12 protein-coding genes are annotated in these 14,205 nt (G+C 72.3%); 2 read left to right on the plus strand and 10 right to left on the minus strand.

Annotated elements, in window-relative coordinates; translation table 11 throughout:
* Positions 1 to 2: 2 nt before the first annotated feature.
* The 5 genes from ACLIRP_RS14785 to ACLIRP_RS14805 all read right to left on the minus strand — a co-directional run bounded on the left by ACLIRP_RS14785 (position 3) and on the right by ACLIRP_RS14805 (position 8,662).
* Positions 3 to 2,111, minus strand: coding sequence for a T9SS type A sorting domain-containing protein (locus ACLIRP_RS14785; RefSeq protein WP_412061231.1), 2,109 nt, complete (start codon positions 2,109 to 2,111; stop codon positions 3 to 5).
* A gap of 371 nt (positions 2,112 to 2,482) precedes the next feature.
* Positions 2,483 to 3,925 carry an L-serine ammonia-lyase gene (locus ACLIRP_RS14790; protein ID WP_412061232.1) on the minus strand — a complete coding sequence of 481 codons (1,443 nt, stop codon included), beginning with the start codon at positions 3,923 to 3,925 and terminating at the stop codon, positions 2,483 to 2,485.
* Positions 3,926 to 3,999: 74 nt separating this feature from the next.
* Positions 4,000 to 6,108 carry a PfkB family carbohydrate kinase gene (locus tag ACLIRP_RS14795; RefSeq protein ID WP_412061233.1) on the minus strand — a complete coding sequence of 703 codons (2,109 nt, stop codon included), beginning with the start codon at positions 6,106 to 6,108 and terminating at the stop codon, positions 4,000 to 4,002.
* A 131-nt stretch (positions 6,109 to 6,239) separates the two neighbouring features.
* Entirely contained in the window at positions 6,240 to 6,941 is a 702-nt protein-coding gene (locus tag ACLIRP_RS14800) for a lycopene cyclase domain-containing protein (RefSeq protein ID WP_412061234.1), read from the minus strand.
* A gap of 80 nt (positions 6,942 to 7,021) precedes the next feature.
* Positions 7,022 to 8,662, minus strand: coding sequence for a sodium:solute symporter (locus ACLIRP_RS14805; RefSeq protein ID WP_412061235.1), 1,641 nt, complete (start codon positions 8,660 to 8,662; stop codon positions 7,022 to 7,024).
* A gap of 167 nt (positions 8,663 to 8,829) precedes the next feature.
* Between ACLIRP_RS14805 and ACLIRP_RS14810 the strand changes: the two genes are divergently transcribed.
* Together ACLIRP_RS14810 and ACLIRP_RS14815 are read left to right on the plus strand one after the other, a co-directional pair.
* Positions 8,830 to 9,324, plus strand: coding sequence for a nuclear transport factor 2 family protein (locus ACLIRP_RS14810; RefSeq protein ID WP_412061236.1), 495 nt, complete (start codon positions 8,830 to 8,832; stop codon positions 9,322 to 9,324).
* Between the two features lie 66 nt (positions 9,325 to 9,390).
* Positions 9,391 to 10,383: an SMP-30/gluconolactonase/LRE family protein gene (locus ACLIRP_RS14815; RefSeq protein WP_412061237.1), complete on the plus strand. Its 993-nt coding sequence runs from the start codon at positions 9,391 to 9,393 to the stop codon at positions 10,381 to 10,383.
* 29 nt (positions 10,384 to 10,412) lie between these two features.
* Here the strand turns inward: ACLIRP_RS14815 and ACLIRP_RS14820 are convergent, their stop codons facing one another.
* The 5 genes from ACLIRP_RS14820 to ACLIRP_RS14840 form a co-directional block, all read right to left on the minus strand.
* Entirely contained in the window at positions 10,413 to 10,733 is a 321-nt protein-coding gene (locus tag ACLIRP_RS14820) for a high-potential iron-sulfur protein (protein WP_412061238.1), read from the minus strand.
* Between the two features lie 187 nt (positions 10,734 to 10,920).
* Complete coding sequence (locus tag ACLIRP_RS14825) at positions 10,921 to 11,931, minus strand: sugar phosphate isomerase/epimerase family protein (RefSeq protein ID WP_412061239.1); 1,011 nt, start codon at positions 11,929 to 11,931, stop codon at positions 10,921 to 10,923.
* A gap of 122 nt (positions 11,932 to 12,053) precedes the next feature.
* A complete protein-coding gene (locus ACLIRP_RS14830; protein ID WP_412061240.1) occupies positions 12,054 to 12,662 on the minus strand; it encodes an HAD family hydrolase in 609 nt (202 codons plus the stop codon).
* Positions 12,663 to 12,735: 73 nt separating this feature from the next.
* Complete coding sequence (locus ACLIRP_RS14835; protein ID WP_412061241.1) at positions 12,736 to 13,908, minus strand: Gfo/Idh/MocA family protein; 1,173 nt, start codon at positions 13,906 to 13,908, stop codon at positions 12,736 to 12,738.
* Positions 13,909 to 13,940: 32 nt separating this feature from the next.
* Entirely contained in the window at positions 13,941 to 14,198 is a 258-nt protein-coding gene (locus tag ACLIRP_RS14840) for a hypothetical protein (RefSeq protein WP_412061242.1), read from the minus strand.
* Between the last annotated feature and the right edge of the window lie 7 nt (positions 14,199 to 14,205).

Genomic DNA, 14,205 nt, shown 5'->3' on the forward strand with positions numbered 1-14,205 from the left:
GCTCAGCGCACGACGGCCGCGCGCCGGGTCACGACCGCGCCGCCGGCCTCGAACCGCACGACGTACACGCCCGCCGCGAGCGATGCCGGAAGGCGCGCCTCGTGCCGGCCCGCCGCCAGCGACCCGTCGACGAGCACGGCGACCTTGCGGCCCCGCGCGTCGAACACGCTCAGCCGGACGGCGCCGGCCTCGGGGATCCCGAACTCGAGACGCGCGCCGCCCGCCGACGGGTTCGGCACGGGGGCCTCGAGCACAACGGCGGTCACGTCCCCGGTCGTCGCGAGCGCCGCCCCGATCCGGAGCACGAACCGGTCGGCCGCCGCGGCCGGGTCGGCGAGGTCGTCGAGCGGGACCTCCGCCAGTGCCGGTCGGGTCTCCGCGCGGAACGCGTAGCTCGACCGCGCCCGGACGTCGACCTCCTCGCCGGTCGCGAGGTCGACGAGCACGACGGGCAGCCCGGCCGGGAGCGCGCTCGCGTCCCACGACAGCGTCATCGCCGCCTGCGCCCCGCGCGCCTCGATCGCCAGCGGGATCTCGGCCGGCCCGAACGGCCGGGCGTCGTGCCCCAGGATCTCGCCACCCGCGCGAGCGCCGATGAGCGCGTACGCCGTCGTCGGCGGCTGGAATTTTTCGACGTCCTCGTCCATATCGAACCCCGCCGTCGCCCCGTCGAAGGCGACGGTGAGCATCCGGTCGGCGAGCGGCCGGCCGGTCTCCGACGTCGCCGCGAGCGCGAACCGGAGCACGGGGCGCTCGGCCGTCCGCGCGGGCGGGGCCTGCACCGAGGCCGGGATCGTCAGGTTGCGCGGGTTGCCATTCCGGCGGGGGCCCTTGGCCCGGAACCGGAACGCCTGCCACGGGGCCACCTCGGTGGCCACGCCCCACGCGCCCGTCGCGGGGTCGTAGGTGTAGACCTCCGAGTTTGGCGAGAGCCCCAGGCCGCCCTGCCACGACCGGATGCCGGACACGTCGAGCGGCTCGGCGAACGGATTCGCGAGGTGGTTGAACCGGTTGCCCGAGGTGTCGAGCGCGAGGCGCACCTGGCGGTCGTTGGCCGGGAGGCCGGTCGCGAGCGTGAACGGGAGGGCCCGGCTGACCGACACGGCGGGGTCGCCGACCCCGTCGCGGTCGAGGAGGTACCACCGGAACACCTTCGCGAGCGCCAGCACCTCGCCGGTGCCGGCCGACGGGACCCACACCCCGGCGACCGGGTCGTAGCTCGTCCACAGGGTCGGGTTGGGGTTGCCGGAGTAGTAGCCCGGCACGCCGCGGACCAAGTTCTGGGCCGCGAGGTCGTCGACGGTGATGCCCTCGGCTGGGGGGCCGAGGTAGCGCACGCCGCGCGCGCCGTCGATCACCACAGACGAGGTCGTCGGCGGGCCCACGCTGAGCACCACAACCCACTCACCGTCGAACCCGCTCCCGATCTGCTGGAACGGTGTCGGCGGGATCCCTCCACAGTCGGGCGTGCTGAGGTACGTGACCCCATCGGCCGGCGCCTCGTTGGCACCTGGCGTGGCGTCGTACTGGCGGGGCGTGTTCTCGTTGGGGTCGAAGGTGCCCGCGTCGAAGGCCAACTCGACGACGAGCAGCTCGCTGCCCGTGAGCATCAGCGGGGCGCTGAACGGGGTCGTCACGAGCGCGAGGCTATCCGCGGCGAACGTGACCTCCTCCGAGGCGAGCGGCGTCAGCGCACTCGTCGCGAACCCGTTCGACACGTCGGTCCCGGCCGGCAGCGTCGACACGATGAGGTCGCCGGTGGCGGGGCGGGTCCCCTCGTCGAAGATCGTGATCCGGACGCCGTAGTCGATGCTGTTCAGCACGGCGTTGTCGGGGACCGAGTACTGGGTCAGGTCGAACACGCGGTAGAAGCTGTTGACCGTCGAGCCCTGGGGCGTCCCCCCGTCGTCCGTGCTCGACGCGCACCGGACCGTGCCATCTGTGACGTCGATCGACGAGTTCTGAGTGATCGCGATGAGCGCGGACGATTCATCGAGCGCCGGAGGCGAGGGTGCGAGCGCAGAGGCGGGCGCCACGGCCAGCGCTTGCGATTGCGCGAAGGCCGCGGGCGCGAGAAGGAGCATTCCGAAGGCGAGGACGAAACGGGGCATTGGTGTGCGCGCGAACATGAACACAGAGGATAGGGCAAACCGAATTAAGGCGCGCCAACGTGCCCCCTTCGGGCCTCTCCCAGCGGGAGAGGGCACGCCGCCGTCGGGGGGTCTCGCTGGGGGGTGGGTGTCCACTCGGCCCACGCCGCGGTGCCCGGTGCTACGGGTAGGCCGGCGCCGGCTGGCCGGCGGGGAGGTCGGCTCGGGCCACTGCCCCTCCCGGCTGCGTCCCCCACCTTCGCGGGGGCAGGCGTGCGGCGCGTTGTCCAGGGGGGACTGGCCTTGCCAGTCCGCACCCTCCGCGCGCCAGCGGTCCGGCGGAGAGTCCGCCCTGGCCTTTGCCTCATGCCCTTTCCACTTGACCTCGCCTCTCAGCACTCGGTAAAGCGGACCGAGACGTTCGTCGCCAGCCCACCCTGCGACGTCTCCTTGTAGCGGTCCGACATGTCCTCGGCCGTCTGGCGCAGCGTCCGGATGACGGCGTCGAGCGAGACACGGGCGCGCTCGGGCGCCCCGGCGAGCGCCAGCTCGGCGGCGTTGATGGCCTTGACGGCGCCCATCGTGTTGCGCTCGATGCAGGGGATCTGGACGAGCCCGCCGATGGGGTCGCACGTCATGCCGAGGTGGTGCTCCATGGCGATCTCGGCGGCCTGGAACGCCTGGGCGGGCGTGCCGCCCTGGGCCTCGCACAGCGCGGCGGCGGCCATCGCGCTCGACACGCCGACCTCGGCCTGGCACCCGCCCATCGCGGCCGAGATGGTGGCCCCCTTCTTGAAGAAGGTCCCGACCTCGCCCGCGACGAGCAGGAAGTCCAAGATGGCTGCCTCCGTCACGGGCTCCTCCGAAAAGCAGACGTGGTAGAACAGGACGGCCGGGATGACACCCGCCGCGCCGTTCGTGGGCGCCGTCACGACGCGGCCGAGGTTGGCGTTCTCCTCGTTGACCGCGAGCGCGAAGGCGCTGACCCATCGCAAGATCTGGGGGAAGCGGTAGGTCTGGGCGCGGATGGCGGCAACCCAGGCGTCGGCGCCATCGCCCGGGTCGGCGTCGCCCAAGAGGGCCCGGTTGATGGGGGCCGCGCGGCGCTCGACGCCCAGCCCGCCGGGCAGGATGCCGTCGGTGTGGCAGCCGCGCCAGACACCGTCGCGCATGACGGCCCAGATGGCGCCCAGCTCGGCGTCGATCTCGGCGTCGGTGCGCCACGACCGCTCGTTGTCGCGGACCACGTCCGCCAGCCGGCAGGCGCCGTCGGCGCAGTGCGCGAGCATCTCGGCGGGGACCTGGGCGGGGTGCGGGAGGCGGATGCCCGCCGCTTGCGCCCGCGCCTCGCCCTCGGCGACCACGAAGCCGCCACCGACGGAGTAGTACACGGACCGCCGGACCGTGCCGCCGACCGTCGCCTCGCACGCCATCCCGTTCGCGTGGCCGGGCAGCCGCTCGTCGCGGTGAAGCACGATGTCCGTCGCCGGGTCGAACGGCACCGGGCGGCCCGCGAGCGTGACCGCCCGCCGCTCGGCCAGCTCGGCGACGTAGGCGGCGATCCGGTCCACGTCGACCGTGACGGGGTCGTGCCCCAAGAGCGCAAGCGCGATGGCCTGGTCGGTGCAGTGGCCGCGCCCGGTGAGCGCGAGCGAGCCGTAGAGGTGGACGCGGACGCCCTCGACCTCCGCCAGCACGTCGGCGGCGGCCAGCTCCGCCAGCCACCGCTGGACGGCCCGCCACGGACCCAGCGTGTGCGACGACGACGGGCCGACGCCGATCTTGAGCATGTCGAAGACGCTGAGCGCTTCGGGGTCGAGGGCGGGGGTCTCCATCCCGGAAGGTCGCGCCGGCGGGGACCGCAGACCACGGACGGCGGACGACGCTCTCGCGAAACCTCGGCGGCCGGTCAGCCCAGCACGGCCGCGGCGTCGACGCGCTCAGGGAGGGGGCCGACGCGCGCCAGCTTGAGGGCGGCCATCCGACCTCCGGCGCGCGCGCAGTCCGGCGGAGGCGCCCCCGCCAGCCACGCGGCCAGGAAGCCCGACCAGAACGCGTCGCCCGCACCCGTCGCGTCGACGGCGTCGACGGGCGCGGCGGCCACCTCGACGGCCCCGCCCTCCCAGACGACGAGCGCGCCGTCGGCGCCGCGCGTCAGGCAGACGAGGGAGGCGCCGAGCCCACGCAGGCGGTCGGCGGCGGCGGCGTCGCTGGCGGGGGCCGCGCCCCAGAGCCGGGCGAGGTCGTCGCGGCTGCACTTGACGAGCGGGCCGAGGGCCAGGAACTGCTGCGCGGCCGCCTGCTGCTCGGCGCGGCGGGCCGGCGTCTTGGGCGCGAAGTTGACGTCGATGGACAGCGCCAGCCCGAGCTCGGCGGCGCGCGCGGCGGCGGCCAGGAGCGTCCCGCGCGAGGGCTCGCGGCTGAGCGCGAAGCCGGAGGTGTGGAAGAGACGGGCGTGGCGGAGCAGGCGGTCCGGGAGCTGGTCCGGGCGGAGGTCGCGGTCGGCCATGCGGTAGACCGCGAAGTCGGGCGTGCCGGCGGACCGGGCGACGGTCACGACGCTCGTGGGGCGGTCTGGGCGCGTCGCGAAGCGGGCGTCGACGCCGACCGACAACACCTCGCGTTCGAGGAACCGGCCCAGGCTGTCGTCGCCGACCGAGGCGACGAGGGCGACCGGGACGCCCAGGCGAGCCAAGTTGGTGGCCAGGTTCGCCGGGCTCCCGCCCGCGTGCCGCTCGAACGTCGCCGCCGCGCCCAGGTCGTAGACGGGCTCGGTCGTGATAAAGTCGACGAGGACCTCGCCGGCGACGACGACGGACGGCGCGAGCGGCGACGCGGGCGCGGCGGCCTCGGGGACCGCCGCGTCCGTCAGCCACGGGAGCGGGCCGCGCAGGGCGGCCGCGCCGATCACGTCGCCGGCCGCACTCCACGCGAGCGGCGTCGTGCCCAGCCGCTCGCCGTGCTCGGCGTCGAGGTACTCGGGGAACGTGTCGGCGTTCGCGGCGCGGACGCGCGCCAGCAGGTCGGCCGCGTCGACGGGCCGCCCGGCGTGGGCGAGCGCGGCCACCCACCAGCCGTTGACCATCGGCCAGCACCCGCCGTTGTGGTAGTGACCGGGCGCGTTCGAGAACGTGTCTCTCACGTTCCCGCGCAGCGTCGCCCACGCCGGGTCGCCGGGGCGGACGGTCGGGGCGAAGGCGGGGACGAGCGACGGAGCGGTCGCCGCCGCCAGCCTCAGCCCGTGCGTCAGCAAGGTGTCGCGGCGGTCGGGCCACAGGTCCGCCAGGACGGCGAGCGCGGAGCCGAGCGCGTCGAAGCGGCGCGCGTAGCCGCCGGGCGTGAGCGCGGCGTACGGGAACGGCGCCTCGGTCTCGGCGGCCGCCCGGTACGCGGCGGGGTGGTACGCGGCCTCGGCGTCGCCGCCGGGCTCGGGCCAGTACGTCGCCTCGATCAGGGTCGCGAGGCGGTCGGCGCGGGCCGCGAGGCGGTCGGGCGACGGCGCGAACGGGACGACGGCGCGCAACGCGAGGAGCCGCAGCACCTGGTCGTAAAGGAGGTACCCGTGGAGGTCGTACTCGTCGGCCCAGTCGCCGGACTGCGGGACGTAGACGAGCCCGCGCGCGTTGAACTCCCAGGCGTCGAGGAGCGCGAGCGCGTCGCTCGCCGGCCCCGCCAGCCGGGCTACGAACGCGGGGTCGACCTGCGACCGGGCGACGGCCGCCGCGCCCAGCACGGCCCACGGCCCGGCGTCGACGCGCCCCGCCAGCCCGCCGTAGCTGACGGCCCCGTCGGCGGCGACGTTCGACGGGACCTGCCCCTGGGGCCCGGCGTGCGCGAACAGCGTTTCGACCGTCCGCCGCAGGCCGTCCGCCAGCGCGGCGTCGCCAGACGCCAGGCCGGCCAAGCCGCAGATGACGCCGTCGCGCGCCCACACGCGGCGGTAGTTGGTCCGCTCGGTCGGCGAGGCGAGAAAGCCGTCGGCCGCGAGCGAAGCGCGCAGAAGGTCGAGGGCGGTCACGGGGTGATGGGTAAACGGTGATGGGTGATGGGTGACGGCGGCCGATCGAGAGGGAAATGCCCTTCGATCGGCCGGAGGCCGGCTCGACAGGCGGAAACGGCGACGGTTGTGATTGGAAGGCTCATCACTCTTTACTCATCACTCCTCACCCTTTCGAGCATCACGAGCCCCTGCGCCACGAGCAGGTTGGTGAGCAGGAAGAACAGGGCCTCCTCGACGGGCAGGCCCGCGAGCTCCCAGCCCGTCCGCGTGGCGTCGGTGATGTCCCAGATCCCGAGCCCGATGGCGATCCGGTCGGCGACCCACAGGTAGAGCGTGATGGGGACGACGGCGAGGGCGACGAGGCGCCGCCGCGCCCAGATGAGGTGTCCGCCCAGCCACCACATCCCCGCCAGGACCGGTGCGGCCCAGGCCACGATGAGGCCGAGGTAGAGCCAGTGCCCGCCCGCCACGACGCACGCCGCGCCGAGGATCGCCGCCAGCCCGAACGCGCTCGCGCCCACTGCCCGGACGCCCAGGTCCGGCCCAGGCTGCTCGCGGACCGGCCAGCGCGCCTGAAGAAGCCGCACCCAGAGCCCCGTGATGACGGTCTGGATAACGAAGAAGGCGTACTCCTCGACCGGCACGTAGCCGATCGTCGCGAGGACGCGGTCCGGCGGGTACGTCCAGACCGCGCGCGCAACGAGGTAGTTATCCCAGGGCGTCGTATACACGAACGCGATGCCGACGAGGGCCAAGAGCGGCCACCACGGCTCGCGCGTCCGCCGCTGGACCAGCGCCAGCGCCGCCAGCAGGGGCAGCGTAAAGACGAGGTGGAACTGGAGGTACGTCACGGGGGCCGGAGAAAAGGGCCAAGAGGCAAGCGGCGCGGATCGGTTCCCGTGCCTCGTGGCTCACGCCCCCATCTGTCTCGCTACCAGAAGAAGCCCACCAGGATCGCCGTCAGCGTCACCAGGATGGCCGACTGGATGCGGTAGTTCTTCCACCACGCGACGGACGCCAGTTCGGCGCTCTCGGCGCGGAAGAAGGCCAGCGTCCACGTCGTGTCGTCGGTCTTGTCGGCCGCCGGCGCCGCGCCCTGCAGGCTCACGATCACCATCACGATCATGCTCACCGAAAGCAGGAGCGGCGCGAGGTACAGGAAGTTGACGTTGAAGATCTGGGCGAGCGGCGCGCCCGTCTGGGCCGTCCAGATCGGGCCGCCGATCAGGAACAGGACCGCCGTGAGGTGGCCGGCGGCCATCCCGGCGATGGCGCCCGTCCCGTTCGCGCGCTTCCAGAACACACCCACGATGAACAGCGCGAGCGCCGGCGGGGCCACGTACGCCAGCGTCGTCTGGAGGTAGCTCCACAGCGTGTCGAACCCGACGATGATCGGGCTCCAGGCGATGGCGAACACCATGCACAGGAACGTCACGATCCGGCCCCAGCGGACGAGCGCCCGGGGCGACGTGTCGGGCTTCTTGCGCTTGATAAAGTCCATCGTCACGAGCGTCGAGGCCGCGTTGAGCGTCGAGTCGACGGACGACATGATGGCGGCGAGCATGGCCGTGAGCACGAGCGCGCGGAAGCCGCCCGGCAGCAGATCGAACAAGAGCGTCGGGAAGACCTGGTCGGCGCGCTCGAGGTTGGGGTAGAGGACGCGCGCGAACGTCCCAGGCATCACCATCAGGAACAGGATCGGCAGCTTGAGCAGGCCGCCGAAGAGCGCGCCCCAGCGCCCGTGGTCGAGGTTTTTGGCGCCCAGCACGCGCTGGACCATGAACTGATTCGTGGTCCAGAAATAGAAGCCCAGCAGGAAGACGCCCGTCATCAGGCTCAGCCAGGTCATCCCGTTTTCCTGGTACCACGGGAGGTCCGGGTCGAGGTCGAACGACTGGACGAGCGACAGGCTCTCGGCCGGCGTCACAGCCGTCACGGCGTCCCAGCCGCCAATCGCGTTCCAGGCCATGACGGACACGGCGCCGGCGCCGATGAGGAGGAGCGTGCCCTGGATGGCGTCGGTGTAGACGACCGCCTTGAGCCCGCCCGCGATCGTGTACGCCCCGGCGATGAGCGCCAGGATCGCCATCGTCATCCACATCGGGAAGTCGGGGTAGACCAGTTCGATGACGAGCGCGCCCGCAAAGAGGGCCGCGGCGGTGTCGACGACGACCGACAAGAAGATGCTCATCGCCGAGAAGTAGACCCGGCTCCGACCGTCGAACCGCTTCTCCAGAAACTCCGGCATCGTGTAGATGCCCGTCTTGATGTAGAACGGCAGGAAGAACAGCACGAAGACGACGAGCACCATCGCCGCCATCCACTCGTAGTTGAAGACGGCCAGCCCGATCCCGCCGTACGCCTCGCCCGCCATCCCGATCATCGACGACGACGACAGGTTCGACGCCAGCAGGCTGATCCCGATGAGCCCCCAGCTCAGGCTCCGGCCCGCCAGGAAGTAGTCCTCGCCGTCCTCCGTCTTGCGCGAAAACCAGAGCCCGATCCCAAAGATCACGATGGCGTAGAGGACGACGGCCGAGATGTCGAGCGTCGTGAGAGCGAAGTCGGGCATGGGGGAGCGCGTGGAGGGTCTGTGAAGGTACACGCGTGATGTAAGCGGTTCCACACACGGCCCCTGCAGGCTGGCGAGCGGCTCGGCGCCGTCCACTCAGCCACCCTTACGCGAGCCCCGGCGGCGAGAGCCTGGTACCATGTCGGCCGTCCCCACCCCACCGACCCATGACGCCCCTGACCTCAACCGGCTTCGTTCTCTTGCTGGCGGCCCTGCTGTGGTCGTGCGCCCCGCAGCGCGAGCTTGCGCCGCCCCCGCCACGCGCCGCGGCCGAGCAAGAGGTCGAGCAGGACCTTCTCGACCTGTCGCGCCAGAAGTGGCAGTGGATGGCCGACAAGGACGTGGGGGCCCTCCGCACCCTGTTCCACCCCGACGCCCGGTTCGTCCACATGAGCGGGACCTGGGGGACCGCGCGCGAGCTCGAGATCATCCGGAGCGGGAGCATCCACTACAAACGGGCCGACGTCCACGACGCCGTCGTCGAGACGTTCGGCGACGCGGCCGTCGTGTGGAACCGGATCACCCTGCTGGCGGACGTGCGGGGCATGGAGGTCACGAACCCCTTTACGGTGACGGAGGTCTATCAGAATGAGGGCGGGGCGTGGACGCTCCTGGCCCTGACGTTCAGCAGCATCCGGGACGGCCACGAACTCGAGCACTAGACTCAGATTCTGCGTCCGCCTCCGGCCTCGCCGGCGACGTCGTTCCGCTCCTCCGAACCTGCCCTCATGCCTCGTCTCCTCGCGCTTGCCCTCCTCCTCTCCGCCGGCCCGGCGCTCGCGCAAGAGCCCGCGTCCTACGCCGTCGGCGACTCGCTCGGCGTGGCGGGCGCCGACGGCGCCTTCGACCCGGTCTCGTCCAACGTCACGGTCTACGGCGCGATCGTCAACGCCGAGAGCTGCGCCTACGACGCCGATCGCGGCCTCGTCGTCGTCGTCAACCGGGGCGTCTCGCAGGCCGTCCTGGCGAATGACGCCTGGGTCTCGCTCGTCCGCTCCGACGGGTCGGTCCACACGGCCCGGTGGATCGGCGTCCAGCGGCCGGACCAGCGCGCCGGCCTCGCGCCGCCGCTGGTCCTCAACGACCCGCTGGGGAGCGAGATCGCGGGCGGCGTCCTCTATGTCGCCGACCGCGACGGCGGCACGTCCCCGGACGACCCGAGCACCGCCGTCGTCCGCCGGTTCGACGCCCGCTCGGGCGCGCCCCTCGGTGAGACCCGGATCGAAGAGTCGCCCTGGATCAACGACGTCGCCGTCGCGCCCGACGGGACCGTTTACGCCACGCAGACCGGCGACCTCGGGCCGGACCCCGACCCGGCGTCGTTCCGCGTTTACAGGATCGCCCCGGACGGGGCCGTCTCGGTCGTCGTCGAGGGCGCGCCCCTCGACCTGCCGAACGGGATCGCGCTCGATGGGGGCCGCCTCGTCGTCGCCAACTACGGCGACGACGCCGTTTTGACGTTCTCGACCTCGGGCGAGCTGCTCGAAACCCGGCACGCGGCGCAAGCGGGGAGCGATGGGCTCGTCATCATGCCGGACGGGACGACGTACGTGTCGAGCGTCACGCAGGGCGGCGTCTCGCGCTTGCGGCCGGGTCAGCCGGCCGAGCTCATCGCGCGGGGCATCCCCGGCGCTGCCTCGATGTGCTACGACGCGGGTGCGGACCGGCTCGTCGTCCCGATGCTCTCGCACAACGGGCTCGCGCTCGTCCCGCTCGACTGACCGGCCGCTAGACCGGCCGCTGGAACGCGCTAGGCCGCCGCCTGCCACGTGGAGCACCAGCCGTCCGGGGCGACGGGCCCGGCGAAGAGCTGGCACCCACCGCACGGCGACGCGCCCTCGGGCGCGTTGTAGAGCCGGCAGTTGCTGCACAGTTGGCCCGGCGTCGCCGAGTTGTCGACGTAGTTGAGCGCGGCCCGGTTCTGGAGCGCCTGCCCGTCGAGGTCGCCGTAGCCGGCGCACGAGGCGGCCGTGACGGCCGAGTCGCCGCCGCAGGCGGCGAGCAGGGGGCTGACGCCCAAGACGGCGCCAGCAGAGACGAGGAAACGACGGCGGGAGACGGGATCGGACATGACGGGGTGGAGGACGTGTGAACGGAGTCTACGGCGGACAGTCGCGCAGGACCCCGGGTCTCCCCTGTTCCTTGCCGTGCGGCGTCTCACAGAGGGGACGAGCAAGATGTCTGCGCCCGTGCCACACGGAGAGGCTCTGCCCCTTCCCCGTCCGCGAGCGAAGCGAACCGGAGGTCGGCGCCGCTAGCTACCCTTCGCTCGCCTTCGAGAACTGCTGGTCGAAGACGATGTCCGACGGTGGGAAGTCGATGCGCTTGACGAACGCGGCGGCCTCGGCGGCGCCGTGCTCGCGGTCCATCTTCATGTCCTCCCACTCGACCGACAGCGGGCCGGTGTAGCCGACGTCGTTGAGGGCCCGGATGATCTCCTCGAAGCGGATCTTGCCCCGGCCCAGGCTGCGGAAGTCCCAGCTCCGGCGCGCGTCGCCGAACTCGGTGTGGCCACCGAGCGTGCCGGCCTCGGTCCGCACGTCGGACCACCAAACGTCCTTCATGTGGACGTGGAAGATGCGGTCGCCGTGGTCGCGGATAAAGCGGACGTAGTCGGCGTTCTGGTAACCGAAGTGGCTGGGGTCGAAGTTGATCCCGAACATCGGGTGGCCGCCCATCGCGTCGAGCGCGCGGGCCCAGCTCGGCCCGTCGAAGGCGATCTCGGACGGGTGGACCTCGAGCGCGAACCGGACGCCGAGCTGCTGCATCCGGTCGAGAATGGGGATCCAGCGGTCGGCGGTCTCCTGGAAGCCGGCCTCGATGTCCTCGGGCAGGTTCGGCGGCCACGAGTAGAAGAGGTGCCAGATCGGCGAGCCGGTAAAGCCGGTGATCACGTCGAGCCCGAGCGCGGCGGCGGCCTCGGCCGTCTTGACGACCTCCTGGGCGGCCCGCTGGCGGACGCCCTCGGGCTCGCCGTCGCCCCAGACGTGGGCCGGCACAATCGCCTTGTGGCGCCCGTCGATCATCTTGTCGGCCACGGCCTGCCCGACGAGGTGGCACGAGATGGCGTACACGCTCAGTCCGTGGTCCGCCAGCAGCTGCCGGTGCGACTCCGCGTAGCCGTCCTCGTCGAGCACACGCGAGATGTCGAGGTGGTCGCCCCACGTCGCGAGCTCGAGGCCGTCGTAGCCCCACGACGCCGCCTTGGGCGCGAGCTCGGCGATGGGCATGTCGGCCCACTGGCCGGTAAAGAGGGTGACGGGACGCATGGGGGTGATGGGTGAACGGGTGATGGGTGATGGGCTCTCCGCCTGGTCCCACGGCGACCACTGGCGCGCGTCGGGGCGGGGCCCCGGGGGGCCTTGCTACTCAGCGGCGGCGGGCGGGCGCATTAGAGGAGGCCGTGGGCGGCGAGGTCGCGGCGCAAGGCGGCAGGGTCGGTAAAGTGGATAGCGTGGAAGCCGAGCGCGTCGGCCGCCTCGACGTTCGGGACCGAGTCGTCGACGAACACAGCATCGCCGGGATCGAGCTCGAAGCGGTCCATCAAGTGCTCGAAGATGAGGACGTCGGGCTTGGCCAGGCCGACCTCGCCCGAGACGACGATCCCGTCGAACCAGCTTAAAAACTCGAACCGCTGGCGGGCGATGGGGAAGGTCTCGGCGGACCAGTTGGTCAGCGCCAGCAGCGGCACGCCGGCCGCCTTGAGCTCGCGAAGGATCTCGACGGTGCCGTCGATGGGTCCGCCCAGCATGTCGGGCCAGCGGCTCCACCACGCGTCGAGCCACTCGGCGTGCTCGGGGAAGCGCCGCTTGCGCTCGGCGATGCCGTCGGCAAAGGGGCGCCCGGCGTCGAACTGGCGGTTCCACTCGGACGTGGCGACGTGGTCGAGAAAGTGCTCGATCTCGGCCTCCGTTCCGCCCATTGCGCGGTACGCGTAGCGCGGGTCCCAGTCGATGAGGACCGCGCCGAGGTCGAAGACAACCGTCGAGGGACGAGGCATGGAGGGAGTCGGGTCGGAGGGATGGACAGATCAGGACACGGCGGGACGAGCGCGTTTGCCCATCCCGCATCCCTCATCCCCCATCCCTCCCCGTCGGCGGCGTGTAGCGGGCGTCGACCCACGCCTCCTGGCGCCCGCTCTCGAGCGCCGTCAGGATAAAGTGGACGCCGCGCGCGCCGTCCTCGACAGTCGGGAAGTCGAGGTCGAGCGGGTCGGGCGTCTCGCCCGCGAGCCGGGCGGCAATCGTGCGGAGCGCGTTCGAGTAGACGTTCGCGAACGCCTCGTTGAACGCCTCCGGGTGGCCCGGCGGCAGGCGGCTGGCGTGCTGGGCGGCGGGCGACAGGTGGTCATGGCCCCGGCGGATGACGCGGGACGTCCCCGCGAGGGGGTGGTGGTGGAGCTCGTTGGGATCCTCCTGGTGCCACGTCAGCGTGCCCTCCGTGCCGCTCACGCGCAGGCGCAGGTCGTTCTCGATGCCGGCCGCGACCTGCGAGCAGTGAAGCACGCCGCCCGCGCCGCCCTCGAACCGGAGCAGCACGTTTGCGTCGTCGTCGATGGCGCGGCCGGGGACGAATGTGCGGACGTCGGCGCACATCCGGTCGAGGTGCAGGCCGGTCACGTACGTCGCGAGGTTCTCGGCGTGGCTGCCGATGTCGCCGAGCGCGCCGGCGCCGGCCTTCTCGGGGTCGGTCCGCCAGACGGCCTGCTTCATGCCGTCCTGCTCGATGGGCTCCGAGAGCCAGCCCTGGCTGTACTCGGCGACCACCTTGCGGACCTCGCCGATCGCGCCGTCGGCCACCATCGCCCGCGCCTCCTTGACCATCGGGTAGCCGGTGTAGTTGTGCGTCAGCGCGAACGTGACGTCGTTGGCGTGGACCGCCTGCACGAGCGCCTCGGCGTCCGCCAGCGTCGTCGTCATCGGCTTGTCGCAGACGACCGAGATCCCGCGCTCGACGAACGCGAGGGCGGCCGGCGCGTGGAGCCAGTTCGGCGTCACGATCGACACCACGTCGATGCCGTCGGGGCGCGCGGCCTCGGCCTCGGCCATCTCCTCGAACGAGCCGTACGCCCGCTCGACACCGAGCGTTTTGGCGTGCGCGCGGCTTCTGTCGGGGTCGGAGGAGAAGACGCCCGCGACGAGGGTCGCGAGCCCGTCCATGCGCATCGCGCGGCGGTGGACGTCGCCGATAAAGGCGCCGGGGCCGCCGCCGACCATGCCGGCGCGAAGGGGTCGATCGAGAGACATGCGTTCAGAGAGGAGAGGGCGGGTGACCCGGCTTACACCATGTCGGCGACGATGGTGCCGAGGCCGATGGCGACACCGAGGGCGTATGCGACTTTGCCCGCCGACTCCGCCCACGCCGGCCCGCCGCGGCGCGCCCACACGAACAGCGCGCTGCCGACCGCGAGCGCGAGGGCGATCGCGCCCTGCCCGAGGTCGACGTAGCCGGGCACGGCCAAGCGCAGGACGGCGACGGCTGCGAAGAAGACGCCGACGGCGGCGAAAAACGTGGGGGAGCTTGACGGAGAGGCCATCGTGGGA

The sequence above is a fragment of the Rubrivirga halophila genome (assembly GCF_046845755.1).
GTDB lineage: Bacteria > Bacteroidota > Rhodothermia > Rhodothermales > Rubricoccaceae > Rubrivirga.